This window comes from Bacteroides luti, from assembly GCF_900128905.1.
GTDB lineage: Bacteria > Bacteroidota > Bacteroidia > Bacteroidales > Bacteroidaceae > Bacteroides > Bacteroides luti.
In genome coordinates, this window is sequence record NZ_FQTV01000001.1 from 296,013 (window position 1) to 322,386 (window position 26,374).

The window sequence follows — 26,374 nt, forward strand, 5'->3', positions numbered from 1 at the left end:
AGGTGTGTGGGGTCAGTATAACTTAAGCTAATACTTTAACGATTACTTTCTTAACTCCTGTTTCAGTAATACCAGGAGCATGACCGTCTTCAGGGAAGAATATAGCAAACATTCCAGGTTTTACAGCTATATAACTCTCTGCTAGCCCTTCAAAGAAAGTAATATCTTTTTCTTCATTATAAGCAGCATCAGCAGGTTTACAGTCTGCACCAGCAGTGTATCCCATAACTTCTACACCCGACAATGGAATCTGAATATCAATAAACTTATTGTGTGTTTCCAATTTGGCTTGTTCCTTTGTTTTTGGGCTAGTCTGCGCTACATTAACAACTAGATCGGCACCTTTAAGTTCAGTTTTGCCTACTTCCATTTCCGAAAGATTATTTGATTTCAGAAATTCAACAGCCTGAGCAAAAAGAGGATTCAAAGAAACATATTTGTCCAAATTTTCAATTTTATCTACTACCATAACTTTTTAATTTTTTAGATTAATAATTACTAATTTTAATTTTATTCAAATTCATCAATTGTATAATTAGTGAAGTCGCTAAAGCGTTTTAGTTGCTTAAATACATCAGATACATTATCGAGCATCTTTTCATCCAAAAAGAACTCATCAGGAACCTGATAAGAGCATATAAACTCCTTTGGTTTAAGGTAATCAATGTATTTAAAATCTTTAGGAAAGCCTTTAGGAGCTGTCTTCAGAAAGTTTTCTCCAATTACCGGAAAATATTTCTTGAAAGCAGGATCTTCAACTATAGAACGATACTCGTCAATATTATCATAGACAGATTGCCTTAAGGCCTTCAGAATATCAGGTGGAGGGCACAGACTTCCTCCTGCCAGTAAGCAATAGCCCAACTGCAGATGAACATAGTAACCACAATGCTCTGACTTCTTGCCTTTTCCATTAATATATCCACCAAAATGGAGCTTGTACGGCGATTTATCCTGAGAGAAACGAACATCTCGATAAATGCGGTATGTGCAGTCTTTTGCCTGAATTCCAACAATTTCATTATCAAACAGAGATATCCGTTGAATAATGGCAGTCAGTAAGTTTTCGAATTCAGTCTGAGCTTTCAGATAATCGTCCTTATGGTCATTAAACCATTCGCGATTATTATTTAAAGATAGTTCTTTCAAGAACTGAAATATAATAGGTATATTCATTATTACATTTATCTTTTTACCACTACAAACGTACTAAAATAAAATTGTATTACCGTATATTTTAATGCAAAAATGAGATCAGTGCTATTCTTTACCCATTCTTACAACCTCAAGTAGCTGATTATGAAGTTTTCCATTTGTAGCAAGAACCTGATGTCCTGAATAAAAAGTATCTCCTCCATCAAAATCAGTAACCTTACCTCCGGCCTGCATTAAGATTAATGTTCCTGCTGCTATATCCCATGGACCAAGAAATGCTTCTATACGTGCTTCAAACCGCCCCGCAGCAATATAACAAATTTCGGCTGCTGCAGCTCCCTGCAGGCGCAAACCTCCTGCTTTACCATACAATTCTTGTATAATGTGAAGAGCCATTGGTTTGTACTCTTTAGAATTATAAGGAAATCCCAAAGCTATAAATGCACTATCCATAACCTCAACATCCGAAACATGAATTTCATTGCCGTTTAAATACGCCTTGCTGCCTTTCCATGCCCAGAAACATTCATCTCTGCACACTTCATACACAACTCCAATTAATAGTTCTGTTTTACTTCTCAATGCTATACTAACGCAATAAGGAGCATTGTTATGAATATAGTTTGTAGTTCCGTCAAGAGGATCAACCAACCAGAAATACTCCTCTTCTCCATGAGAACCAGATCCCTCTTCTGCAATAAATCCTGCTTCCGGAATCAGTTCCGACAAACGGGCAACGACTCTGCGTTCCGACTCTTTATCTACGTATGATACATAATCGTGAGAATTCTTTTCTTCTACCCTATCCTTGTTAAAGTTGATACGTTCTTCCCGAAGAAAGGCACCGGTTTCAATAGCCAGCTGGCGTACTTTCTCTGTTATTTTTTCTAAATCTAGCATACCTATTTTATTTTATTGAATCAAATGTACAGATTATTAATGTAAATGGAACTATATTGTTGTGCAGAATTTCAGTTATTTGATGTTAATCACTTGAATATGCTGTAAAAGAATCTGTTACATTACAAAAAAGAATTAATCAATATCTAAATATTAATCGTTATTAAATCCAAGCAAATCAGCAACGGATTATTTAATGGTTTAACGAATAACAATCTATATAAAAACAAACACTCCCCGCATGTTTAAATCCAACATACGGGGAGTGTTATTTATTAATTTGTGAACCTGTTTACCAGGCGTAATTTATACCAAAGCTAAGCAATTCCTTAAACTGGAAGTAAGATTTTCCCGGGCGACGAGTAACACCATCATCAAATCGTCCGTGGAAGAATAGTTTGGTCGATAAATAACGATTTAGCACAAAGTTGAACGTATTTTCCCATTCTGCTTCTACCTTTTTGTAGCTGGTGAAATAGTATAAACGAGACTCCCAGGTTACCGATGGGAACATAGTCCATTTCATATTAGTCAGCAACTTAGAACCGACATCATGCAGGAATGTTTCTCCTTCCTTCAATCCATAGCTTGTTTCATTCACCTTATCGTTTCCTACATATTTCATATTATATGCAGCAGGAGACATAACTACAGACAAAGTAAGCTTCTTTTTGTTTATCTTGTAGTCCATACCAATACTTAAGTTAAAGTTGGCCGGAGCAAGGAAAGACGATTTAAGATTTCTGCTATTAGTAGAATAATTTTTAAAGAACTGAGTAGTGAACTCACCAGATATTGTATAATACCAGTTAGAAGCTGCTTTTAATCCTAGTTTACTAGACAAACGAAGCAGGTCGGTGTTTATTCTATAAGGACGAATCGTGTCTGAAGACACTGTATTGAATCCTATTTTAGCTTCAAAAGTATTATCAAACTGGATCTTTTGCTGATCATTATAATTTGCAAATAATTGAAGATTCATCAATACAGAGTTTGTACTTTCACCACCATTATACCAGTTATCCGAAATATAGTTCTGAGTAAATTGCATAGACCCGGTTCCATAATTAACCCAGAAATTAGGTTTCTGAATTGTTACTTGAACCTTTTCTACATGGTTACTCATAGGCTCTGGTTTAAAGAGCTTTATAACAGAAGTCTTTGGTTTTAACTCTTCTGTTTCTTCAACTCTATATATTGATTGTTTGGTTATATTATCTTCAAAATTAACAACTAAATCTGGATATCTAAGATATGTATATAGTAAAGCTTTATTTACAATATGGTTTATCCTTTCTGTCTGATTGAATGCATTTTTATCAATAGGAAATAGCTCATCAAGAGGATATCCTTGTTTTTGTATTCCAAGCGGTTTCCACTTTGGATTATAAGCATCTGCAATTGGAGAATAATAATATGCAAGAGGCACAAATAATCTGTAGAATCTTGGCTCAAGCTCTATATTTCTAGCCTGAACAGAATCATTATTCAATGAATCCAACACTCCCAGATGACGATTATACAATGTAGTAAGTGCGTCACTGTACTTTTTCAGGAATACCGTATCCTGCTCAATTTTCTCCAAGGAAGAACGCTGACTTTTCTTATTATTAGCAAACGAAGTAAGCGTAAAAAACAATAATAAAATTAAAGTAAATTCTTTTTTCATACCGTATTTAAAAACTAATAAATCACAAAGCTACAATTAAATATTTAAATTGCATAAAGAATCCCCAAATATTGTTTTTTATAATAATTTTAAGTTGAAAATTTAACTACGTCCTCTTTTTTTAGTATTTTTGCGGTTTAAAAGGTCTATAAAAACCGCTTAATTAATTATAATAAAATAGTATTGTCGTGGGAGAAACAAAGTACATCTTCGTCACAGGAGGGGTTGCCTCTTCATTAGGTAAAGGAATTATTGCATCATCAATTGGTAAGTTACTTCAAGCAAGAGGCTATAAGGTAACTATACAGAAGTTCGATCCTTATATCAATATTGACTCAGGAACACTTAACCCTTACGAACATGGGGAATGTTACGTCACAGTTGATGGTCATGAATGCGACCTTGACTTGGGACATTACGAAAGAATGTTGGATATTCAGACTACCAAGGCCAATAATATCACAACAGGACGTATTTATAAAAGTGTAATTGACAAAGAACGCCGTGGCGATTTCTTAGGTAAAACTATTCAGGTTATACCTCATATTACAGACGAAATTAAACGAAACGTTAAATTCCTTGGTAGTAAATACAAGTACGACTTTGTAATTACAGAAATTGGTGGTACTGTTGGTGACATTGAATCTCTTCCATTTATCGAAAGCATGCGCCAGCTTCGTTGGGAACTTGGTAATAATGCGCTTTGCGTACACTTAACTTATGTACCTTATCTTGCTGCTGCTAAAGAGTTGAAAACTAAACCAACTCAGCACTCTGTTAAGCAATTACAGGAATTAGGAGTACAACCTGATATTCTGGTACTTCGCAGTGAACATAATTTGAGTGACGGTTTAAGAAAGAAAGTTGCACTATTCTGTAATGTAGAAGATAGAGCTGTAGTTCAGTCAACAGACGTACCAAGTATTTACGAAGTTCCATTAAAAATGCAGGAACAAGGACTTGATGAAACAATCCTTAGTAAAATGGGATTACCTGTTGGTAACAAACCAAACCTGGATTCATGGAAAGCATTTATTGAAAGAAGAAACAAGGCAACCAAAGAAGTTAAGATTGCCCTTGTTGGTAAATACGTAGAATTGCAGGATGCTTACAAATCAATTCTCGAAGCTCTTTCACAGGCAGCTACTTACAACGATCGTAAGGTTAAGATTGAATATGTACAGAGCGAAAAACTTACAGAAGCTAATGTTGCTGAGAAGTTAAGCAATGTAGATGGTGTTGTTATCTGTCCGGGATTTGGTCCTAGAGGTATCGAAGGTAAGTTCGTAGCAGCAAAATATACTCGTGAAAATGATATTCCTACATTTGGTATCTGTCTGGGTATGCAATCAATCTGTATTGAATTTGCAAGAAACGTGTTAGGCTATGCAGATGCAAACTCTGTAGAGATGGACGAAAGCACTAAGTTCCCTGTAATTGACATTATGGAAGAACAAAAAGCAATTACCAACATGGGTGGAACTATGCGTCTTGGTGCTTTTGAATGCGTTATAGACAAAAAATCAAAGACTTACGAAGCTTATAAAAAAGAACATATCCAGGAACGTCACCGTCACCGTTATGAATTCAACAACTTATATAAAGCTGAATACGAAAAGGCTGGAATGAAGTGTGTGGGAGTTAATCCGGAGTCGGACTTGGTAGAAATTGTAGAAATACCTAATCTACGTTGGTATATAGGTACACAATTCCACCCTGAATACAGCAGTACAGTGCTTAATCCTCATCCACTGTTTGTATCCTTTATTAAGGCCGCTATTAATAAATAAGACTTTAAAAATATAAATGTATAACTTGTAATTATGGACAAAAACACCTTAGTGGGATTCGTACTGATAGGAGCTGTTTTAATAGGATTTACCTTTTTACAACGCCCTAGCGAGAAACAACTTATTGCCCAGAAACACTTTCAGGATTCCATTCAAGCTCTGGCTAAGAAAGATACTGCCAACAAAGCTAAAGCTGCTGCTTTTACAGATTCTGTTGCAGCTCAGGCTGTTGACACAGCAGGTACTTTCTACAATGCTGCAAAAGGAACAGAAAGCTTTACTACTATTGAAAATGATTTAGTAAAACTAACATTCTCTAACAAAGGCGGACGAGTTTACTCTGCCATGTTGAAGAAATACAATGGACAAGACAAAAAGCCTTTGGTTTTATTCGACAAAGAAGATGTTAGTATGAATTTCTTCTTCTATAACAAGAAAGAAAAAATTGAGACTAAGGATTATTATTTCCAGGCTGTAAACAAGAGCGACTCTTCAGTTACAATGCGTCTGGCTGCCAGCAACGATAGCTATATCGATTTCACTTACACCATGCACAAAGGAAACTACATGGTTGATTTCAGTATTAAAGCAAACGGCATGCTTGATAAGTTGTCTCCAAGCGTTAATTACGTAGATATTGAATGGAATCAGAAACTTCGTCAGGCAGAACGTGGATACAAAAACGAAGGTCGTTATGCTTATCTGATGTATAAGTATGATGGTGCAGACACTGATCACCTTTCTGAAGCTAAGAATGCTGATGCCTCTATTACAGGAAGATTAAAATGGATTGGTTACAAAACTCAATACTTCTCTTCTGTATTTATTGCCGATCAGGATTTCGAAAAGAATGTTTTGAAATCTAGTTTAGAAACTGAAGGTAGTGGCTATCTGAAGAATTACTCATCAACAATGACTACTTACTTTGATGCTAAAGGTTCTAAGGCTACTAACATGCATTTCTACTTTGGTCCTAATCATTACAAGACATTGAAGGCATTCGATGCAGGTAAAGACGATGCAAATAAGCTTGAACTTGATAAACTGGTTCCACTAGGATGGTCATTCCTTCGCTGGATCAACAAAGTATTTACCATTAATGTATTCGACTGGCTTACAGGCCTTGGATTGAGCATGGGATGGGTACTATTCTTTATGACTGTAATTGTTAAAGCTGTTATTTTCTACTTTACATTCAAGTCATACATGTCATCTGCCAGAATGAGAGTTCTGAAACCTCAGATCGACTTGATTAATCAGAAGTATCCTAAGAAAGAAGACGCATTGAAGAAACAACAGGAAACGATGTCTCTTTACAGCAAATATGGTGTTAGTCCAATGAGCGGATGCTTACCAATGGTGCTTCAGATGCCTATCGTTATCGCACTGTTCATGTTCGTGCCTAGTGCTATTGAATTGCGTCAGCAGAGCTTCCTTTGGGCAGACGACCTTTCAACATTCGATGCATTTATTCAATGGAATCAGCATATTCCGTTTGTAGGAAATCACATCAGTTTGTTCTGTTTGTTAATGTCATTGGCAAACATTCTGAACACTAAGTATACAATGAACCAGCAAGATACAGGTCAGCAACAAATGCCAGGTATGAAAGCTATGATGTATGTAATGCCAATCATGTTCATCTTTATTTTGAACGATTATGCCTCAGGATTGAACTACTACTATTTACTTTCTACCCTGATCAGTATAATCACAATGGTTGTACTTAAAAAGGTTGTTAGCGACGATAAGATACTAGCAAAACTAGAAGCTTATAAGAGTAGCGATAAGCCTAAGAAAAAAACAGGCTTAATGGCTAAAATGGCTGATATGCAAGAGCAACAGGAACGTATGGCCAAGGAACGTGATCGTTTAAAAGCTGAACGTTTGAAACGCGGAAAATAATTCGTAATAGAATATAGATTTAGAGGGATTGTTCTAATTGAACAATCCCTTTTTTATTACCTCCATATCTAAGTCCTAAAGTGGCGTTACACATGATTTACTCCGTTTCATATTAGCAAAGTTCTTTATTACCTTTCACTCAAACACATTTTTCTGTTATATTTATTCCGCGAAAGAATAAATAATCACCCCAGAATGATTAATTTCGCACTACGAATAAATAATTCATTTAATTATATGAAAAAATCAAAATTAGTAACGATGTCAGCAGCGCTAATGCTTGCCGGAACACTTTCGGCAGAAGCTGCAGGAGACAAGAGCGAGTCGCTTATCGGAAAGTCCGATATAGTAATCAAAGGCGGACGAATGACTCCTGAAGCTCTTTGGGCTATGGGAAGAATCGGCGGATTTAATGTTTCACCAGACGGAAAGAAAATCGTCTATACGGTTGCTTACTACAGTGTACCACAAAACAAGAGCAACAGAGAAGTCTTTGTGATGAACGCAGACGGTACTGACAACAAGCAAATTACTCACACTTCATTTGGTGAGAACGAAGCTATCTGGATTAAAGGCGGTAGCAAAATTGCCTTTATAAGTTCAGAGAGCGGAAGTAGTCAGCTTTGGGAAATGAATCCGGACGGTACAGATCGCAAACAACTTTCCAACTTCGACAAAGACATTGAAGGTTTTTCTTTTTCTCCTGACGGGAAAAAAGTACTTTTCATTTCACAAGTAAAGTATGGCACAACTACAGCCGACAGATACCCAGATCTTCCAAAAGCTAGCGGACTTGTTGTTGAGGACCTTATGTACAAGCACTGGGACGAATGGGTTACTACTGTTCCCCACCCTTTTGTAGCCGATTTTGATGGCTCTGCACTTACAAATATTACAGATATCATGGCTGGCGAACCATACGAATCGCCAATGAAACCTTTTGGTGGCATTGAGCAACTGGCATGGGATGCTAAAGGCGAGAACATTGCATATACTTCACGCAAGAAGACAGGTATAGATTATGCCGTTTCTACCAATTCGGATATCTATGTATATAATCTGGCTTCCAAGCAAACAAAGAATATAACCGAAGGTATGATGGGTTACGACACAAACCCTCAATATTCTCCGGACGGAAAATATATTGCATGGCAAAGCATGGAGCACGATGGATATGAAAGCGATCAGAATCGTTTATTCGTAATGAATCTGGCTACCGGAGTAAAAACATTCGTAAGCAAAGCATTCGATTCTAGTGTGGAAGGATTTATCTGGAACAGCGATAGCAAGAGTCTTTTCTTCACCGGTGTATGGCATGCTACTTCACAGATCTACAAAGTAGATGTTGAAGGTAAAAAGCAACAAAAACTTACTGAAGGTGTTCACGACTATGCTGCTATTAAACTTAACGGCAAACAACTGATTGCCACTCGTCACTCCATGAGCATGGGCGATGAAATCTATGCTGTATCAATGAAAGGTGAAGCTAAACAGCTTACTTTCGAGAACAAGCATATCTACGATCAAGTAGAGATGGGCAAAGTGGAAGAACGTTGGATTAAGACAACCGATGGCAAAGATATGCTAACCTGGATTATCTATCCTCCTAAGTTCGATCCTAACAAGAAATATCCTACCCTGCTTTATTGTGAAGGTGGACCACAGTCACCTGTAAGCCAGTTCTGGTCATACCGTTGGAACTTCCAGATGATGGCAACAAACGATTATATTGTTGTAGCTCCCAACCGTCGCGGATTACCAGGCTTTGGTAAGGAATGGAATGAGGAGATCAGCGGAGACTACGGTGGTCAGTGCATGAAAGATTACCTATCTGCTATCGACGAGATGGCAAAGGAACCTTATGTAAATGCCGACAAATTAGGATGTGTTGGTGCCAGCTTCGGTGGCTTCTCTGTTTACTGGCTTGCCGGACATCACAACAAGCGTTTCAAGGCATTTATTGCTCACGATGGTATCTTTAACATGGAACAACAATATCTGGAAACTGAAGAAATGTGGTTTGCCAACTGGGATATGGGTGGTGCTTACTGGGATAAGAACAACGCCACAGCACAGCGCACATTTGCCAATTCACCTCATAAGTTTGTAGACAAATGGGATACTCCTATCCTTTGTATCCACGGAGAAAAGGATTACAGAATTCTTGCTTCTCAAGGCATGTCTGCTTTCAATGCAGCCAAACTAAGAGGCGTTCCTGCGCAGCTGCTTATCTATCCTGACGAAAACCACTGGGTACTTAAACCACAAAACGGTATCCTATGGCAAAGAACTTTTGCTGCATGGCTGGATAAATGGTTGAAATAATACGTTTCACTAAATTATAAAAGTAAAGGCTGAGCTCACACAATGGGTTCAGCCTTTTGTTTTTATTTTTATCTCAGTAAAAAAAGCAGGTAATCAACTTATCGAAATAAAACCTTTGCTCATCATACTTTGTTATTTATTAAGAGACTAACTCTTATAAAAACAACTATTCATGAAAACAAATACTACAATCTGCGCTCTAATATTTGTATTGACCACTTCATGTGCAACATTATCTAGAGACACCTATTATGATGAGACACCTGTAAGCTTCCAGATTTTCTATGATCAGTTGGGCTCTTATGGTCAATGGGTTGATTATCCAGATTATGGCTATATCTGGATTCCTTATGTACGCGAAACCTTCGCACCCTATTCCACCAACGGCTATTGGGTACTAACTCAATATGGATGGTCGTGGATATCTGATTATAATTGGGGTTGGGCAGTATTCCATTATGGCCGCTGGGGATTTAATAATGCATTAGGATGGTTCTGGGTGCCTGGTTATGAATGGGGCCCCTCATGGGTTTACTGGCTTCATGGCAATGGCTACTATGGCTGGTCGCCAATTGGTCCAGGAATGGGTATAAACTTCATTTTTGATGGACGATATGACAGATACCATGACCATTGGTGCTTTGTTAGAGAAAGAGACTTTGGAAGACGAAACATATATCGCTATTATGTAGATCAATCGGGTCACGAAAAAATTATGAGAACCTCTACAGTAATAGATAGAACTTATAATTACAGAAGAAGAAATGCAACCTACAACTATGGGCCTGACAGAGAGTCTGTTCAAAGGGCATCGGGCACAACCGTTAACCGGTATTCTGTCCGTGAAAGCAATAGACCCGGACAGGAGATCAGAAATAATGAATTACGTATTTATCGACCTCAGATTGACAGAAACAGAAATACAAGGGAAACAGCTCCATCAAGGGTAATCAAAAGAGATGATGTAATACGAACTCCTGACAGAGAAATCCCTAATCAGAATCTGAGAATAAACCCGATAAATGGCCCGATTAAGCAACCTGAGAAGAAGGATATTCCACAGAAAATAAATGCCCCAACTGTTCCTCGTCGTGACGTAGATCAGCCTGAAAGGGTTCCTAGAACTTCGCCCACAGATGTAAATAGGCCCGTGAGGCAACAAGATGCAACACCTCAAAGAAGAACTGAACCGGCACAAGACCGTACGGTTACTCCAAGACGAAGTGATGCTCCTGCAAGGCAGTCGAGAACAACAGAGAGGCAGGAAACTAAAAGGCAGGAAACCTCAAAGCCGGAAAGAAATACTGGAACCGAACGGAGAAGATGAATTTCTTCTACTGAGCGGAGAATCTGAAGCAAGTATAGAAGTTGCAGAGTTGATACCTTTAAAATCTATCACATAATGAAAATTACCAGTTCTTAATTGACAATAGGAAGAGATTATAATACCAAACGTAGAAGATGCAGTCTGAGTTTTAAATATCGCCAGAAACAACTTTAGGAATAATGCTCTTAGCTTTAAGAATAATCGTATAGACTTTAAATATCACAAGGAATAACAAGATTGTTATACCTTGTGGGTTATCCGATTTCAATGTTTAAGTTTTTAATATCATTAGTAATAACTCCTTGAATATGTAAATAAGATGTTAGTTTTAAAAGGATATTACTTTTCAGTAAAAATCCACTTAGAAAAGTTGATTTTGGATTATCAACCTTTTTAAGTGGATTTCTATTTTTCTACGAGTATTCGAAACTAAAATAAAGTTTCAAGAGCTATGCGATTCACTTAGCTAACATATAACGATAAAAACTCATGCACAGTTGTTGTGTTTCCTCGTCAGACATATCAGTAAACGCACAAACCTCGCTCATCGCCGGTATCCATCTATTTTGAACGCTATCTTTAAATTCAGCAAAATTCAAGTCGAATTCATCTTCAGGATTCAAAAAAGGTATCATCCGACACTCATAAATCAAGTTTAAGCCATCTCCTTCTTTTGATAAAAAATAGAGCCAATATGGAAACTCATCATCAAGTTTTTGAATGTATTTTCTCACCTCAGGTATTTCCCAAAGATTCTTATCTCCAGGATTTATACCTGTAAAAACGATGTTTACTTTTTCTCTAAAATATATAGCAAAATCCTCGTTATCAAGAAGTGCAGAAAGAATAGCCATTTGGGCCGATATATCCTGATTCACTATATCTTCAATTGTAATAGTAATATCAAGAGATTCAATTCCGGCCTCCATTAGTTGGGATAATCTTTTTGTTTCTTTATTCATAAATTTAGTTTTAAGAGTAATATTAAAATTGAGGCGCGAAGATAGGTTAATTATTTTAACTCCAAGCTATCTCTATGAAATTATTTTTTTCATTCACCAATAAAAAAAATCCATTCACCAGTGACTGAATAACTATTCACCAATGAATTTTAATTATTCACCAATAAATTTTGTTTCAAAAGTGGATGCTTTTTTACACTTATTTCAAGAATTTAAATCTGTAAAATAGACTTTGTATAAAGCAAATTGAATCTCTCAAAATCGATATGCTTATCGCTGAAATGTTTCACGTATATCCATCTAATCAAAAGAAGCACCGTAAGATACAATCCAGTCATAAAACCTCTCTATACCTTCCTGAATAGACGTTTGAGGCTTGTATCCAAAATCCTTTTCAAGCAGCGATACGTCTGCATAAGTGCGATAAACATCACCGGGTTGCATGCCTACATATTCCTTCACAGCCTCTTTACCTGTAACAGCTTCAATGGTATGAATAAAATCCATCAGTTTCACAGGGCTCGAATCTCCTATATTGTAGATTTTATAAGGAGTCTGTCCGGTAGTTGGTTTATCAATGATCTTTTCCAGTCCTTGAATTACATCGTCGATATAGGTAAAATCTCGTTCCATATCTCCGTGATTAAACACTTTGATTGGCGTTCCATTCATGGTAGCTTTCATGAAAAGAAAGGGAGCCATGTCTGGTCTTCCCCAAGGACCATAAACGGTAAAGAAGCGTACGCCCGTAGTGGGTAGTTGATACAAGTGACTATAGGCATGAGCCATCAGTTCGTCTGCTTTCTTTGTTGCAGCATATAAGCTTTCGGGCCTGTCTACCTGATCGTCTTCTGAATACGGAACCTTCTCATTAAGTCCGTATATGCTGCTGGAACTGGCATAAACAAAGTGCTCTACCTGGTTCTGCCTACAAGCTTCGAGCACATTAGCGAAACCAACAATATTCGATTCAATATACGTAAACGGGTGATCAATGGAATAACGCACTCCGGCCTGAGCTGCCAGATTACAAACTACATCGAACTTCTCGGTCTCGAACAGTTTATTTAGCTCATCTCTTTCCGTGAGATCTAACTTAATGAAGCGATAATGAGAATATGTAGCACTAGGAACCAGTTCTTTGTCGGCTATCTCTGCTTGGTTTATGCCGGTTTCTTTCAAACGACTGTACTTCAATCTAACGTCGTAGTAACTATTAATATTATCAATTCCCACGACCTCATCTCCACGTTCCAGTAATCTCTTAACTATATGATAGCCTATAAATCCGGCTGCACCTGTTACTAATATCTTCTTCATAAAATCTATTTTATAGAATTATGATGAAACAATCACCTTTAACTATTTTCTGTTTACCTTCTACCATTTTCTTAAGAGAAGGGGTTCTGTTTACATCTTTTATACGGACAAACAATATAGCTTTGCCGCATTGTTTTTTGTTCAAATCAGTCTCTTTAAGCTCCTTTAAATCTCGTTTCAGATAAGCATCTATATTTTCCATTCTACCGGAATTATAAAAGTAGAATGAATCTATTCCTTTCTGGCGGGCAATCTCCTCTCCTGTTTTACACATTTCTCCATAACCTATATATTCATTGTAGGAAGGTATAAAGAACGATCCGGCAAAAATGGTTATGAGTAATCCTGCAGCAAGTGTATAGATTGACTTATTCAAATTCCTTTGCTTGTACAAATAGTAAAGAGCCAGAACGGCTATAACCAGTAAAAACGCAGTTAAAACGTAAATAAGCGGGGTATTTAAAAGGGCTATTGGTTTTATTCTACTCAATATAATTATTGCTGGAAATGCAGCTCCTATAATAACCAATGGAATGGCTATCAGAGCAGAGACGAACTTGCTTTGATTTACTTTTTTCAATAGCAGCACAGCCAGATAGGCAAAGAAAGGAAACGCCGGAAGCATGTAAACTTCCACCTTTGAACTAACCAAAGAAAGCCCTACGAATGTAAGGGTGATAATGGTTAGAAAGAATTTCTCCAGATCTGTCTTGATCAGTCGGGCTTTTATTCCCGCAAAAAGAACTCCGATATAAAGCAATGACCAGGGAGCCAGACTATACCATATAGCTTCAAAATAGAAATAAAACGGTTTCTTATGGTGAAATGAATCTACCGCTCTGTTTACCGTTTGGTTAAACAAAAGATTGTGCAGATAGGTATATCCACCTTCCATAAAGACTCCAGTAAACCAGATTGCTGAGCCTGCCAGCAGAATGCACCACGCCTTAACACCCCAGTACCGTCCAAAGGTTTTCAGTTCGCCTTTTACTATCAGGAAAGCGATAACGGACAAGATGGGAATTAATAATCCGAAAGGACCTTTGGTGAAAAGCGCCATAAAGGTATAAAATGGAAACAGATAGCTGCTCCATTTTGTGTCTTTCCCTGTATACATCTGGTAAAAGGTGTACAAAGCCAGCACAATAAACATACACATCAGCATATCCATTCGCAATACGATACCTGCTCCAATAAAATATCCACTTGTTATCAGCATTAATTGTGCAGATAGACGGCTATTTTGATCAGCTTCCGTTGCAATCCATTTATCCATTACATAGAGCACTACCAAAGCGGGAATTATGGAGAACAGGCCCAGAAAGAGCATACTATGGGTACCAAATAAGAGCTTACCCAATATTACAATCCACAGATAGAGCGGTGGTTTGTCGGCATACGCTATTCCATGGTTAGTAAAGGTGAAGAAGTTGCCATAGCGAATGGCTTCATCTGCAATACTGAGGTATTTCAGTTCATTATCCGGTGTGAAATCACGAAAGAATAACAGGGGCAGAAACGCCAGCAATAACAGTAAATATTTATTCGCTTTCATTTAATCGGTATTTGTAGTCTTTTCGTGCTATTATTATATTACGGAAGTAAGCTACAAAACCTACTGCCTGACCTAATATCAAGACCGGATCTAAACGGAACATTCCATAAGCTATGATTACAAACGAACCTATTAGACTAATTACCCAGAAGCCAATTGGTAGAATAGATTCATTTCTTCTGGCCGAATAAACCATCTGATATACAAACCGAAGGGTGAATATCACTTGTCCCATGGAGCCAAATATAAGCAGCCACAAAGGCACTTTATCGTTTTTCAGGAAGGAAGCTATAAACTCATCGGCATTGTTGCATACAAAGATTACGGCTACAACGGGAGTTAACAACATAATGGTGCGCAGCACAGCATGAACCCGCTTCCAGTCTCCTTTTTCATGCAGGTTCCATATATAAATATAATAGGAAATAAACTGCCCCAGCAAGATGGAGAAATCGTTTCTCATCCATCCATAGATAACCAGCAGATATGATCCCAGAATACTTAGAATCCAAAAAATAGAAGGAGACAATACTTTCTTGGCCCTTTCAGATAATATCCATTGAAATAAGATACGTGCCGAAAAGAATGCCTGGGCTAAAAAACCTATAGCATACATTATCATTGTTTACTGCAGATTATTTTCGCCAATATTGTAGTTGATATATCTCTTTTTCATCCATCGGTATGCAAAGCAGTCAATGAATGGAGAAATAAGTCTGTTCCATAAATTATATTTTGAAACACCGGCCACACGAGGAAAATGGCGAACCGGAATCTGTTTTACCTTTCCATTCTGCAACTGAATCAAAGCAGGCAGGAAACGGTGCATACCAGTAAAGAATGGTACTCTCCTTGCATAATCCGTATGCAATACTTTAAGCGGGCATCCGGTATCGGAAACTCCGTCATGAGTCATCATATTACGGAAACCATTGGCTATTTTCGACTGAATTTTTTTGGAAAAGGTATCTTTACGATTGGCTCTTATTCCCATCACCATCTCATAGTCCTTGATGTGTTCAAGCAACAAATTGAAATCATCAGGAGTAGTTTGCAAATCGGCATCCATATATCCTAGGTATTCAGAACAAACGGAGTCAATTCCGGCTTTAATGGCAGCACTCAATCCCGAATTCTGAACTAAATCCATATAATAGAAATGTTCGTTTCTGTTACATATTTCAGTAAGAAGCATTTTGCTGTTATCTTTCGATCCGTCGTTTACAAAAAGTACACATGCCGGATAAATAGATTGTGGTAAGAACTTGCCTAGTTTCTCTTCTAGAGCGTATATATTGTCTTCCTCGTTATAAACGGGAACAATTATGGTAAACTTATAGTTTGCAGATTTATTCATTTTACAAACTGTTTATGTGGTTTAAATTAATGTCTGCTTTTCAGAAAATCAAAGATAGCAGATTTTGCAAATTAAGCGCTCAATTTTGTAGAAAATTTGAAGAAATTCTGCAGGATTAATCTATTTAACAGAAATAAATAATCTAAATGCTGAGTTTTTTTCTTAATAACAGCCTTATATTCAGAATTTCTACAAAATGTAAACCTTAAATTTGTTAGTTGTGCTTTTATCTTTTTTATTTATAAAACCATCTCAGTCATAATTATCTTATTTATTTCATTTATATTTGTTCCTATGAAGCTATTAATTATTGAAGATGAACGCGAACTATCGCGCGGGATAGCAACCTATCTTTCCGCAGAGAACTATCTTTGCGAACAGGCTTTTACGTATAATGAAGCCATGGAGAAGATTGGCCTTTACTCTTATGATTGCATTTTACTCGACTTAATGCTACCCGGAGGAAACGGACTGGATATTCTTACCGAAATAAAGCGGCAGAATAATCCTGCAGGAGTTATCATCATTTCTGCAAAAGATTCACTAGACGACAAAATACGCGGACTAAAGATTGGAGCCGATGATTATCTTCCCAAGCCTTTCCATCTTCCCGAGCTGAGTGTACGTATCTATGCAATCATTCGTCGCAGATTGTTTTCAAGCAGTAATATGCTCACCATCAACAACCTTACGATTGATATTCTAAACAAGGAAGTCAAGGTGAACGAACAGCTTATAGCTCTGACAAAAACCGAATATGAACTTCTTTTATTTCTTATAGGAAACAAAAACAGAGTAGTTTCTAAAAATGCTTTGGCAGAACATCTTAGTGGCGACATGGCAGACATGCTCGATAGTCAGGATTTTATTTATGCGCATATCAAGAACCTAAAAGCTAAACTGGCAGAAGCTGGTTGCCAGGATTGTATTAAAAATGTTTATGGAACCGGATATAAATGGATTGAATGAAAAGTCTACTTCAAAAGAGTCTTACCAGGTTTACAATTTGTACAGCGATTATATTTATACTCACCACTCCTCTTTTTTACCTGCTCACCAAATACTACTATGCAGAAGATTTAAGAGAAGTTATTGAAGCTGCGAAATTGGGAACTCCTATACCTCATACAGACTTTGAACGAGATATGTTCGAAGGTATATTATTGCAGTTCGGAATAATAATGGGAGTTTTACTGGTTTCTTTAAGTGTGATGCTGAAAGTAATCTCAAAGCAAATATGGGCTCCTTTTGATGATACGCTGAAACGCATTGAACATTTTTCGCTTGAACAAGAATCACTTCCCCTGTTTTTAAGAAGCAATATTAAAGAATTTAACCGGCTAAATTCGGTGCTTACCAAACTGATTGAGAAAAACCTGCGTAGTTACAAAATGCAAAAGGAGTTTACTGAAAATGCATCGCATGAGCTACAAACTCCTCTGGCTATTTTCCAGACTAAACTTGATTTACTGCTGCAACAGCCCGACTTGTCCGAGCAACAAGCCGACATTGTACAAAGTCTGTATGAAGTATCCGGACGCTTGGCACGCCTGAATAAAGACCTCCTCTTACTTGCCAAGATAGATAACAGACAGTACACACAAATGGAGATTCTAGATGTTGTTCAGCTTACAGAGAATATGTTACCCCTTTTAAATGGATTTACTCAGGGTACATCAATCAACGAAGATATTCAGGTGAAATCTCTCACTGTAGAGGCAAACAAAACTCTGCTGGAAAGCCTGATTAATAATTTGGTAGTTAATGCTGTAAGACATAATATTGCCAACGGAGAAATCTTTATTACCATAAAACCGGATAAACTAATTATAGCCAATACCTCTGCAGAAGGTATGCTCAACAAGGATTTAGTATTCGAACGCTTCAACCGGTCATCTGAGAAAATAAAAGGAAATGGTCTGGGATTAGCCATAGTAAAGGCTATCTGTAATTTTCACGGATGGAATATTGAATATCAGTATAATGAAAACAGACATGAGTTTATTGTCAGTTTTATTAACTAGAATAAAAACAGAATGATGTATTCCTTTTTTATTAATATATTTTATATTATTTATTCTATCCATAAACCATAAATTCAAATTTTATACAGATTTCACTTGTTAACTTCGTAACATTCAACAGAGATGCTTATGAAGTTATTTTTTATCTGTTTGCTGTTATTTCTATCTTTTGGAGAATTAGCACAGGCAAACACACCAGAAAAGATTGGTGAAACTACTATGCAAAAAGGAATGTTGTCTCTTAAAGATATCAATACTGTAAGAGATTATGTTCAGAAATCATCTGTAAACTATAATCAGATTCTAAATATACAAAACGACAGTATAATCACATCTGCACCAAGAGAGAGTTTTAAAATAAAGCTCGATAGAGTTACTTCGTCACGCACATTCCAGCTGGTTTATATTGGTGCTCCGCTTATTGCAGGAGGACTAATCGTAAAGTATGGAGACGACCATTTCCGCAGTCTCAGAAATGAATACATACCTACTTTCAGACAGCATTATGATGATTACCTTCAGTTTGCACCTGCAGTGGCAATGATTGGCATGAAGATAGGTGGCGTAGAAGGACGAAGCTCATGGTCAAGGATGTTAGCATCGGATGCTTTTTCGGCAGCTATTATTGCTGCTGCGGTAAATACCTTGAAGACTACTACTAATGTAATGCGCCCGGATGGCTCAAACAATCATTCGTTTCCGTCGGGACACACAGCTACAGCATTTATGGCTGCTACCATGATGCACAAGGAATACGGACTAACCCGCAGCCCATGGTACAGCATCGGAGCATATTCTTTGGCCACAATTACCGGAGTTACCCGTCAGCTGAACAACAAGCATTGGTTAAGCGATATTATGGTTGGTGCCGGAATTGGTATCTTGTCTACAGAATTCGGATACTTCCTGGCTGATGTGCTATTCAAGGATAAAGGTATTACCCACTCTTATCTTGAAGAGGAACAGTTCGACCGTTTCCATAACCCATCTTTCTTTGGACTGTATCTGGGTGTAAACCTGTTACCCGGTGAGTTTAGTATGCATAATGGAAGCAGCTTATCACTCTCAGCAGGTAGTAATGCCGGACTGGAAGGTGCTTGGTTTATGAATCCATATCTAGGCTTTGGTGGACGATTTTCTGTTGCCAGCATGGGTGTATTGGTAGATGACGTAGCACAAAACGATAACCTGGATATCTTTACAGGCTCTGTAGGTCCTTATTTCTCATACCCCATTTCATCCAGATGGTCGGCTGGAAGTAAGCTACTAGCCGGATATAGCCACTTTTCAAAATACACCCTCTCTTCTTCTACAGCTGAAATTGGGAAAAAAGGAGGTTTAACCTTTGGAACCGGAATTTCAATGAATTATCTGGTGAAACAAAACTTTGGTGTAAGATTCTTTGTTGATTACAATCTTTTGCCCTCTCCTGTACCAGGAAACTGTACTATCAAGCATTTACTTACAACAGGAGGATCGGTGAATGTTCAATTCTAGATATAAAATCTCGTTGGTAATCAATGAGTAAACTTCCTAACCAGACCAGAGAGAAGGCTTCGGCCTTCTCTCTATTTTTATTATAACGAAGGAGATGCAGTTCTTTTTGCAAAACTTATTATCGTTCAAATTTTTATTTTTTTTAAAAGATAAAACAAATACATCAGAAGATACTTGTGATGAACGTGCAGCTCCACCCTTTTAAGCTGTTTACTTCGTTTTTAATCTGTGTAATAGATAATTGTGCAGAACAAGTAACTCCACCCTTCTTTAAAATGTACTATAACAAAATATAGAAATGACGAGCTCATCAGTTATCCGTGGCTGTGTACTTTAATATAATAGAATATAGGTTTGTATTCACCAGGTTTTACCGCACGTTTTTTCAACTTTAATATGTACTTCTACTGTATATAATAGAAGTAGCCAACATAGCTTTAAGATAAAAATATAATGTTGCAAACAGTAGAAATATTCAGCGCGAGAAATAAAGCAAGAGAGCTAAAAATACCATATTTGTGGTATTTCATATACTCTATATAACTTATACATTTGTAGCATCGATAAGTATGTACGTTTTTAAACAAAAGTAAGATTTATCTTGTTTTGTATAAAATAGACCAATTGGATTAATCGGTTAAAAACAGATGCTAAAAAGACTGACTCACATAATAGCTGTTTTACTTTTAATGATAAGTACCATAGGTGTACCTATCTCCAGTCATTATTGTGGAGCAAAGCTTGTGTCTGTTTCCATCAGTCATGAAGTAAAATCCTGCTGCAAGGGAATACGAAAATGTAGCGGTTGCTGCAAAAATGAATCACATTTTTATAAAATTCAAAATGAATATACTCGGGGAGAGATTGCACAAATCAATCCTGATTTTCACCTCAGTTTTCTTTCGGACTTGTTTTACCTGTATCCTAATATTACAGGGTTAGAGGGAAATATTGATTCTATAACGATTCAATATAAACCCTATATTTCACATTATCACGAACCTGTTTTTATTAGTTCAGGAGGAGATCGTGCGCCTCCATTTTTAGCTTAGACTAGTTATTACCGTACCATACAAATCACTTATTATCAATTACTTTAATTAATGAGGAGTTGTATAATAAAAAATGCAATTTGTTTTTGGTATTACGAAATTTACTATTAGTTTAGTCCTATATACTGGCTAAACTGATAATTGGTGAATTATATAAATAACAAGAAATATGCTAAATAAAATAATCAACTATTTTCTTAAAAACAGGCTTGTTACATCAATTCTATTAATTGTTATCATAGTCTGGGGACTAGCTACTGCTCCGTTTAACTGGCACGGAGGTTTACTTCCGCGTAATCCTGTGGCAGTAGATGCCATTCCCGATGTAGGCGATAATCAGCAGATTGTTGCAACAGAATGGATGGGAAGGTCACCAAAGGATATTCAGGATCAGATAACTTATCCTTTAACAACATCACTTTTAGGCATTCCGGGCGTTAAAACCATACGTAGCACCTCTATGTTTGGAATGTCATTTATCTACATTATATTTAATGATAATGTGGAGTTCTACTGGAGTCGTTCACGTATTCTTGAGAAATTAAATTCATTGCCTGCAGGTACGTTGCCCGAAGGTGTTCAGCCTACACTAGGACCCGATGCTACAGCGTTGGGACAAATATTCTGGTACACGCTCGAAGGCCGTGATCCTAAAACAGGAAAACCGACCGGAGGATGGGATCCTCAGGAGTTACGTACCATTCAGGATTATTATGTAAAATACTCTCTGTCGAGTGCCGAAGGTGTATCTGAAGTTGCCTCCGTGGGAGGTTATGTGAAGGAGTTTCAGGTAGATCTGAATCCTGAGGCCATGCGATCGTTTGGCGTATCTGTAATGGACGTTATGGATGCGGTTAAGAAGAGTAATCTCGATATTGGAGCCGAAACCATTGAAATTAACAAGGTTGAATACCTGATCAGGGGATTAGGATATATAAAGAACCTATCCGATCTTGAAAATGCTGCTATTACTTCGCGAAATGGTGTTCCAGTCAGAATAAAAGATGTGGCAACCGTTAACTACGGTCCGGCTACTCGTCGCGGAGGGTTGGACAAGGAAGGTATGGAAGCAGTTGGTGCTGTTGTAGTGGCAAGATATGGTTCTAATCCGATGGATGTTATCAATAATGTAAAAGCCAAGATTAAAGAGACAGAGGCCGGTATGCCTCAGAAGGTTCTACCCGATGGAAGAGTATCGAAAGTTACGGTTGTTCCGTTCTATGACCGCACCCAACTTATAAAAGAGACTATTGGAACGTTGGAAAGTGCTTTAGATCATGAAATCCTAATCTGTATCATCGTTGTTATTGTACTGGTTATAAATCTACGTGCATCCATTGTTATTGCCGGTATGCTGCCTTTAGCTGTATTAAGTACTTTTATTATTATGAGTAATCTGGGTATCGAAGCCAACATTGTTGCTCTATCTGGTATTGCCATTGCTATTGGTGTTATGGTAGATGTAGGTGTGGTATTTATGGAGAATGTAGTGAGGCACCTCAATTTCCCGGAGAATAGAGGAAAAGCATACGGAGAGTATCTTGTATCACTGATCTATACCTCCGTAACAGAAGTATCCGGAGCTATCAGTACGGCAATGCTTACTACCATCATCAGCTTTATTCCGGTGTTTGCTATGCAGGCTCAAGAGGGAAAAATGTTCCATCCATTGGCTTATACCAAAACGTTTGCATTGGTTTCGGCCTTTATCTTGGGACTCGTTTTGCTGCCTACCCTTGCCTACTGGATATTCTCTTTGCGCATACCCAAACACGGCTATCGCAAAGTAGCCAATATATTACTTATTGTAGCAGGCATATTGTTGTTTGCTTTCAGTGGTTCAATTCCGGCATTAGCGCTGACTGCCATTGGAGTAAATAATCTGCTCGCTTATAAATGGAAACAGGAAAAGAAGCATTATCCCAACTACATAAATATAGGGATTACATTGCTTACTACAGTCTATTTCCTATCGTCGGAATGGCTTCCTTTGGGGCCACAGAATGGAATTCTGCTCAATATGCTGTTTGTGGCAGGCATAATAACCGTAATCCTTACTATGCTCTGGTCGCTGGTTATTTATTACGAGAAGATTCTCCGCTGGTGCCTTGCCAACAGATGGAAATTTATGGCTATACCTATCTTCACCCTGCTGTTTGGCTCGGTAATATGGATAGGGTTCGATAAAACATTTGGTTTTGTGGCCAAAGGGTTCGAAACAGTAGGTTGGAATACCTTCAGGAAAACCACTTTCTGGAGTAGTGCCAGCAAAGAGTTTCCAGGTATAGGAAAAGAGTTTATGCCTAGTCTGGATGAAGGTTCTTATCTGTTGATGCCTACCAGCATGCCACACTCGGGTGTAGAGCAGAATCTTCAGAACATTGAAAAGCTGGACAGGCGATTAAAAGGTATTCCTGAAGTAGAACTGGCTGTAGGCAAATGGGGACGTGCAAATTCGGCTCTCGACCCTGCTCCCATTCAAATGTACGAGAATACAATTAATTATCGTCCGGAGTATATGCTGAATGAAGACGGACAGCGGGAACGATTTAAAGTGGACAGAAAAGGGCGGTTTGTGCTCTTAGGTGGCAAAACATACGATCCTGAGAAAGAATTCAGAGTTATTCCCAGGGATAGTCTGATACCTTACAGATACGGAGAATATTACCGTCAATGGCGTCCTGAGATAAAAAATAAAAATGATATCTGGAATGAAATAGTGAAGGTAACCAATCTTCCCGGACTAACCTCTGCACCCAAGCTACAGCCTATTGCCACGCGTATGGTGATGCTTTCCACCGGAATGCGAGCCCCTATGGGACTGAAAATCTATGGTCCGGATCTGGAATCCATTGAGAAAGCCGGAAAGGCAATGGAACAGGCTTTGAAAAAAGTTCCTTCCGTACTGCCAGCCTCTGTTTTTTATGATCGTGCTGTGGGTGCTCCATATCTGGAGATAAAGCTGAACCGGGAAAATATGGCTCGGTATGGCGTTAAGGTTTCCGATTTACAGGAGGTTATTGGTGCTGCCGTAGGTGGAATGAAGCTTTCTACCTCCGTCGAAGGTCGGGAACGCTTCCCTATCCGCTTACGTTATGCCCGAGAATTGAGAGATAATCCTGAATCTTTGGGACAGATATTGATTCCAGTTTCCAACGGCACACAAATACCTCTAAGCGAACTGGCAGATATCAGCTATGCTAAAGGTGCTCAGATGATACAGAGTGAAAACACCTTCCTTGTAGGATATGTTATCTTTGATAAGCAGCCAGATAAAGCAGAAGTAGATGTGGTAAACGAAGCCAGCAAAATACTGGATAGCAACATAAAAGACAGAAAAATAGAACTGCCCAAAGGAGTAACATACAAATTTGCCGGAAACTATGAACAGCAAGTACGGGCTACAAACAGATTACTGATTGTAATACCTATCAGTTTGATACTAATCTTGCTGATTCTCTATTTCCGTTTCAAGTCTGTAACAGCATCGTTCATTCACTTCTCTGGTGTATTTGTAGCCTTTGCCGGAGGATTTATCCTCATCTGGCTATACGGGCAGGAATGGTTCCTTAACTTTAGTATTGCAGGAATGAATATGCGTGATATGTTTCAGATGCATACCATTAACCTGAGTGTTGCAGTGTGGGTAGGATTCATTGCCCTCTTCGGTATTGCCACCAACGACGGAGTTTTAATGGGAACCTATATTCACCAGATGTTCCTTGACGAAAAGCCTTCTGATAAGGACGAGATTCGTGAAGCAGTAGTGAAAGCCGGACTGAAAAGGGTACGTGCAGCTTCAATGACAACTGCTGCAACGTTAATAGCCTTGCTGCCTGTACTGACTTCTACCGGAAAGGGTTCAGACATTATGGTACCAATGGCCATCCCTACTTTCGGAGGAATGCTGATTCAAACCATGACAATGTTTGTTGTTCCCGTACTTCAGTGTTGGTGGAGAGAAAATGCAGTGAAACACAATCGATTACCCGAACAAATTGAAACTAACTATTCAAACCAATCAAATGAAAAGGAAAATGATATATAGATATGTTTGTTTGTTGGTAGTAGTGCTGCTGACAACAAACTATAGCCAGATTAAAGCACAAGATAGTATTGCCGTCTACGTGCAACAGGCACTTAAAAACAATCCGAAGATTCGTGCCGACTTTGCAGCCTACGAAGCTTCTATGCAACGTGTAGTCCCTGCAGGATCGTTGCCCGACCCAGAGCTAGGATTCAGTTTTTACCTCAAGTCTATGGAGCAGGTAAACGGCAAAGAGATTGGAACACTGAGTCTGATGCAAATGTTTCCATGGTTCGGAACGCTGAAAGCTGCCAAATCAGAAATGTCGTGGATGGCAAAGGCATCTTACGAGAAGTTCAGAGAGAGCAGTTTTGAAGTAATCTATAATATTCAGTCTCAATGGTATAAGCTAAACAGCATTCAGGCACAGCTTGCAAATATCAGAGAGAACATTAAACTACTGAAATCATTGGAGGAAATTGCTCTTTACAAATACAAGTCCCCGGGTGGAAAAGGCAGAGCTAGCGGTTCTTCTTCATACTCTTCCGTCTCTTCAACTACAGTTCAGGTATCATCGGGAACGCCGCTCTCTACAGGTGGAGGAATGGCAGGAATGGGCGGAACTTCATCTGTTAGTTCACCATCCTCTTCGGCAATGACAGCAAACCAGTCGGGCTCTATGGCGAGCAGCATGTCTTCCTCGTCCATGAGTAGTGGCAGCGGTGGCATGTCCGATGTACTGCGTATACAGATTGAAAGAGCCGAACTGGAAAACTCGCTCGAAACTACACAATCGCAGTTTACAGCAGCCGTAGCAGCGTTCAATGCTTTACTGGGACGTCCGTATGCTTCAACTGTCAGTGTGCCCGATACTTTGCTGCAGAAACCATTTATAGCTAATGATGCTGCAGCATGGGAAGCCGTTGTTACCCAGAACCCTATGCTTGCTATGTGGAAAGCAGAAAGTGCTTCTTACGAGGCTAAAGGAGAAATGGCAAAAAAGATGGGCTACCCCATGATAGGCATCGGTTTGGAATACATGATTAACGTAAAGAAGCCTGAGGATATGAATAGCATGAACAATATGAATGGTATGGACATGATAATGCCTATGGTTAAGTTTACGTTGCCAATTTACAGAAAGAAGTATAAGGCTCAGGTTAAGGACAGCAAACTAATGAAACAGTCTGCAGAGCTTCAATATCAAAATACCCAAAATGAGCTCGAGGCCAGCTTCGTTGCTATTAACCTGCGCATTGCCGATGCTTCAAGAAAAATAGCACTTTACGAGAAGCAACGTCAGCTTACAGAAACCACATTCCAACTGATGCTCCGTGAATTTGCGGCATCAAGTGTAAGCCTCACAGATGTACTGCAAGTGCAGCGTGAATTGCTTAATTACAGTTTAAAGCAGGTAGATTCCGTTGTGGAATACAACACTGCAGTTGCCGAATTTGAGAAGATTATAGCTAAGGACGATTTGATTACAACTAATAAATAAAGAAAAAG

Annotated in this window: 19 protein-coding genes; 10 read left to right on the plus strand and 9 right to left on the minus strand. The window is 38.3% G+C overall.

All coding sequences use genetic code 11. From position 1 onward, the window contains the following. Nucleotides 1–22: 22 nt before the first annotated feature. The 4 genes from BUC21_RS01260 to BUC21_RS01275 form a co-directional block, all read right to left on the minus strand. The gene (locus BUC21_RS01260) at nt 23–469 is read right to left on the minus strand and encodes a NanQ anomerase/TabA/YiaL family protein (RefSeq protein WP_073398699.1); all 447 of its coding nucleotides are present in this window, start codon (nt 467–469) and stop codon (nt 23–25) included. Between the two features lie 41 nt (nt 470–510). Further along, nucleotides 511–1,176, minus strand: coding sequence for a DUF2461 domain-containing protein (locus BUC21_RS01265; RefSeq protein ID WP_073398700.1), 666 nt, complete (start codon nt 1,174–1,176; stop codon nt 511–513). A gap of 84 nt (nt 1,177–1,260) precedes the next feature. Further along, the gene (locus BUC21_RS01270) at nt 1,261–2,055 is read right to left on the minus strand and encodes an inositol monophosphatase family protein (protein WP_073398701.1); all 795 of its coding nucleotides are present in this window, start codon (nt 2,053–2,055) and stop codon (nt 1,261–1,263) included. Nucleotides 2,056–2,347: 292 nt separating this feature from the next. Next, entirely contained in the window at nt 2,348–3,724 is a 1,377-nt protein-coding gene (locus BUC21_RS01275; RefSeq protein WP_073398702.1) for a DUF3078 domain-containing protein, read from the minus strand. 188 nt (nt 3,725–3,912) lie between these two features. Here BUC21_RS01275 and BUC21_RS01280 point away from each other — a divergent pair, with 188 nt between their 5' ends. The 4 genes from BUC21_RS01280 to BUC21_RS01295 all read left to right on the plus strand — a co-directional run bounded on the left by BUC21_RS01280 (nt 3,913) and on the right by BUC21_RS01295 (nt 11,071). Continuing rightward, nucleotides 3,913–5,514: a CTP synthase gene (locus tag BUC21_RS01280; protein ID WP_073398703.1), complete on the plus strand. Its 1,602-nt coding sequence runs from the start codon at nt 3,913–3,915 to the stop codon at nt 5,512–5,514. Nucleotides 5,515–5,547: 33 nt separating this feature from the next. Further along, nucleotides 5,548–7,419: a membrane protein insertase YidC gene (yidC, locus tag BUC21_RS01285; protein WP_073398704.1), complete on the plus strand. Its 1,872-nt coding sequence runs from the start codon at nt 5,548–5,550 to the stop codon at nt 7,417–7,419. 276 nt (nt 7,420–7,695) lie between these two features. Further along, nucleotides 7,696–9,744, plus strand: a complete 2,049-nt coding sequence (locus BUC21_RS01290) for a dipeptidyl-peptidase Dpp5 (protein WP_394332742.1) — start codon at nt 7,696–7,698, stop codon at nt 9,742–9,744. 172 nt (nt 9,745–9,916) lie between these two features. Continuing rightward, entirely contained in the window at nt 9,917–11,071 is a 1,155-nt protein-coding gene (locus tag BUC21_RS01295) for a DUF6600 domain-containing protein (RefSeq protein WP_073398706.1), read from the plus strand. Nucleotides 11,072–11,529: 458 nt separating this feature from the next. On the opposite strand, the gene BUC21_RS01300 is transcribed toward BUC21_RS01295, so the two are convergent. The 5 genes from BUC21_RS01300 to BUC21_RS01320 form a co-directional block, all read right to left on the minus strand. Further along, nucleotides 11,530–12,033: a hypothetical protein gene (locus tag BUC21_RS01300; protein ID WP_073398707.1), complete on the minus strand. Its 504-nt coding sequence runs from the start codon at nt 12,031–12,033 to the stop codon at nt 11,530–11,532. Nucleotides 12,034–12,333: 300 nt separating this feature from the next. Then, on the minus strand, nt 12,334–13,353 hold the full coding sequence (locus BUC21_RS01305; RefSeq protein WP_073398708.1) for an NAD-dependent epimerase: 1,020 nt from the start codon (nt 13,351–13,353) through the stop codon (nt 12,334–12,336). Nucleotides 13,354–13,363: 10 nt separating this feature from the next. Further along, nucleotides 13,364–14,908, minus strand: a complete 1,545-nt coding sequence (locus BUC21_RS01310) for an ArnT family glycosyltransferase (protein ID WP_073398709.1) — start codon at nt 14,906–14,908, stop codon at nt 13,364–13,366. Further along, nucleotides 14,895–15,530 carry a lipid-A-disaccharide synthase N-terminal domain-containing protein gene (locus BUC21_RS01315; protein ID WP_073398710.1) on the minus strand — a complete coding sequence of 212 codons (636 nt, stop codon included), beginning with the start codon at nt 15,528–15,530 and terminating at the stop codon, nt 14,895–14,897. Before BUC21_RS01315 ends, BUC21_RS01310 begins: the two co-directional genes overlap by 14 nt. 3 nt (nt 15,531–15,533) lie before the next feature. Next, nucleotides 15,534–16,265 (minus strand): glycosyltransferase, encoded by a 732-nt coding sequence (locus BUC21_RS01320; RefSeq protein ID WP_073398711.1) that lies wholly within the window; start codon nt 16,263–16,265, stop codon nt 15,534–15,536. A gap of 294 nt (nt 16,266–16,559) precedes the next feature. On the opposite strand from BUC21_RS01320, the gene BUC21_RS01325 reads away from it, so the two are divergent. The 6 genes from BUC21_RS01325 (at nt 16,560) to BUC21_RS01350 (ending at nt 26,366) form a co-directional block, all read left to right on the plus strand. Next, nucleotides 16,560–17,234 carry a response regulator transcription factor gene (locus tag BUC21_RS01325; RefSeq protein ID WP_073398712.1) on the plus strand — a complete coding sequence of 225 codons (675 nt, stop codon included), beginning with the start codon at nt 16,560–16,562 and terminating at the stop codon, nt 17,232–17,234. Then, nucleotides 17,231–18,289: a sensor histidine kinase gene (locus BUC21_RS01330; protein ID WP_073398713.1), complete on the plus strand. Its 1,059-nt coding sequence runs from the start codon at nt 17,231–17,233 to the stop codon at nt 18,287–18,289. Before BUC21_RS01325 ends, BUC21_RS01330 begins: the two co-directional genes overlap by 4 nt. A 129-nt stretch (nt 18,290–18,418) precedes the next feature. Then, nucleotides 18,419–19,786, plus strand: coding sequence for a phosphatase PAP2 family protein (locus tag BUC21_RS01335; protein ID WP_245797038.1), 1,368 nt, complete (start codon nt 18,419–18,421; stop codon nt 19,784–19,786). A 647-nt stretch (nt 19,787–20,433) separates the two neighbouring features. Beyond that, nucleotides 20,434–20,838: an HYC_CC_PP family protein gene (locus BUC21_RS01340; protein ID WP_139261177.1), complete on the plus strand. Its 405-nt coding sequence runs from the start codon at nt 20,434–20,436 to the stop codon at nt 20,836–20,838. Nucleotides 20,839–21,007: 169 nt separating this feature from the next. Beyond that, on the plus strand, nt 21,008–24,886 hold the full coding sequence (locus tag BUC21_RS01345) for an efflux RND transporter permease subunit (protein WP_073398715.1): 3,879 nt from the start codon (nt 21,008–21,010) through the stop codon (nt 24,884–24,886). Next, nucleotides 24,876–26,366 carry a TolC family protein gene (locus tag BUC21_RS01350; protein WP_139261179.1) on the plus strand — a complete coding sequence of 497 codons (1,491 nt, stop codon included), beginning with the start codon at nt 24,876–24,878 and terminating at the stop codon, nt 26,364–26,366. The genes BUC21_RS01345 and BUC21_RS01350 overlap by 11 nt, the downstream gene beginning before the upstream one ends. Nucleotides 26,367–26,374: the final 8 nt, after the last annotated feature.

Excerpts from the sequence above, each read along its gene's own strand:
- BUC21_RS01320 (WP_073398711.1), bottom strand. The coding sequence starts at position 16,265 with ATGAATAAATCTGCAAACTATAAGTTTACCATAATTGTTCCCGTTTAT.
- BUC21_RS01310 (WP_073398709.1), bottom strand. The coding sequence starts at position 14,908 with ATGAAAGCGAATAAATATTTACTGTTATTGCTGGCGTTTCTGCCCCTG.
- BUC21_RS01275 (WP_073398702.1), bottom strand. The coding sequence starts at position 3,724 with ATGAAAAAAGAATTTACTTTAATTTTATTATTGTTTTTTACGCTTACT.
- BUC21_RS01325 (WP_073398712.1), top strand. The coding sequence starts at position 16,560 with ATGAAGCTATTAATTATTGAAGATGAACGCGAACTATCGCGCGGGATA.
- BUC21_RS01295 (WP_073398706.1), top strand. The coding sequence starts at position 9,917 with ATGAAAACAAATACTACAATCTGCGCTCTAATATTTGTATTGACCACT.
- BUC21_RS01300 (WP_073398707.1), bottom strand. The coding sequence starts at position 12,033 with ATGAATAAAGAAACAAAAAGATTATCCCAACTAATGGAGGCCGGAATT.
- BUC21_RS01265 (WP_073398700.1), bottom strand. The coding sequence starts at position 1,176 with ATGAATATACCTATTATATTTCAGTTCTTGAAAGAACTATCTTTAAAT.
- BUC21_RS01345 (WP_073398715.1), top strand. The coding sequence starts at position 21,008 with ATGCTAAATAAAATAATCAACTATTTTCTTAAAAACAGGCTTGTTACA.
- BUC21_RS01335 (WP_245797038.1), top strand. The coding sequence starts at position 18,419 with ATGAAGTTATTTTTTATCTGTTTGCTGTTATTTCTATCTTTTGGAGAA.
- BUC21_RS01315 (WP_073398710.1), bottom strand. The coding sequence starts at position 15,530 with ATGATAATGTATGCTATAGGTTTTTTAGCCCAGGCATTCTTTTCGGCA.
- BUC21_RS01305 (WP_073398708.1), bottom strand. The coding sequence starts at position 13,353 with ATGAAGAAGATATTAGTAACAGGTGCAGCCGGATTTATAGGCTATCAT.
- BUC21_RS01350 (WP_139261179.1), top strand. The coding sequence starts at position 24,876 with ATGATATATAGATATGTTTGTTTGTTGGTAGTAGTGCTGCTGACAACA.
- BUC21_RS01260 (WP_073398699.1), bottom strand. The coding sequence starts at position 469 with ATGGTAGTAGATAAAATTGAAAATTTGGACAAATATGTTTCTTTGAAT.
- BUC21_RS01270 (WP_073398701.1), bottom strand. The coding sequence starts at position 2,055 with ATGCTAGATTTAGAAAAAATAACAGAGAAAGTACGCCAGCTGGCTATT.
- BUC21_RS01340 (WP_139261177.1), top strand. The coding sequence starts at position 20,434 with ATGCTAAAAAGACTGACTCACATAATAGCTGTTTTACTTTTAATGATA.
- BUC21_RS01330 (WP_073398713.1), top strand. The coding sequence starts at position 17,231 with ATGAAAAGTCTACTTCAAAAGAGTCTTACCAGGTTTACAATTTGTACA.
- BUC21_RS01290 (WP_394332742.1), top strand. The coding sequence starts at position 7,696 with ATGCTTGCCGGAACACTTTCGGCAGAAGCTGCAGGAGACAAGAGCGAG.
- yidC (WP_073398704.1), top strand. The coding sequence starts at position 5,548 with ATGGACAAAAACACCTTAGTGGGATTCGTACTGATAGGAGCTGTTTTA.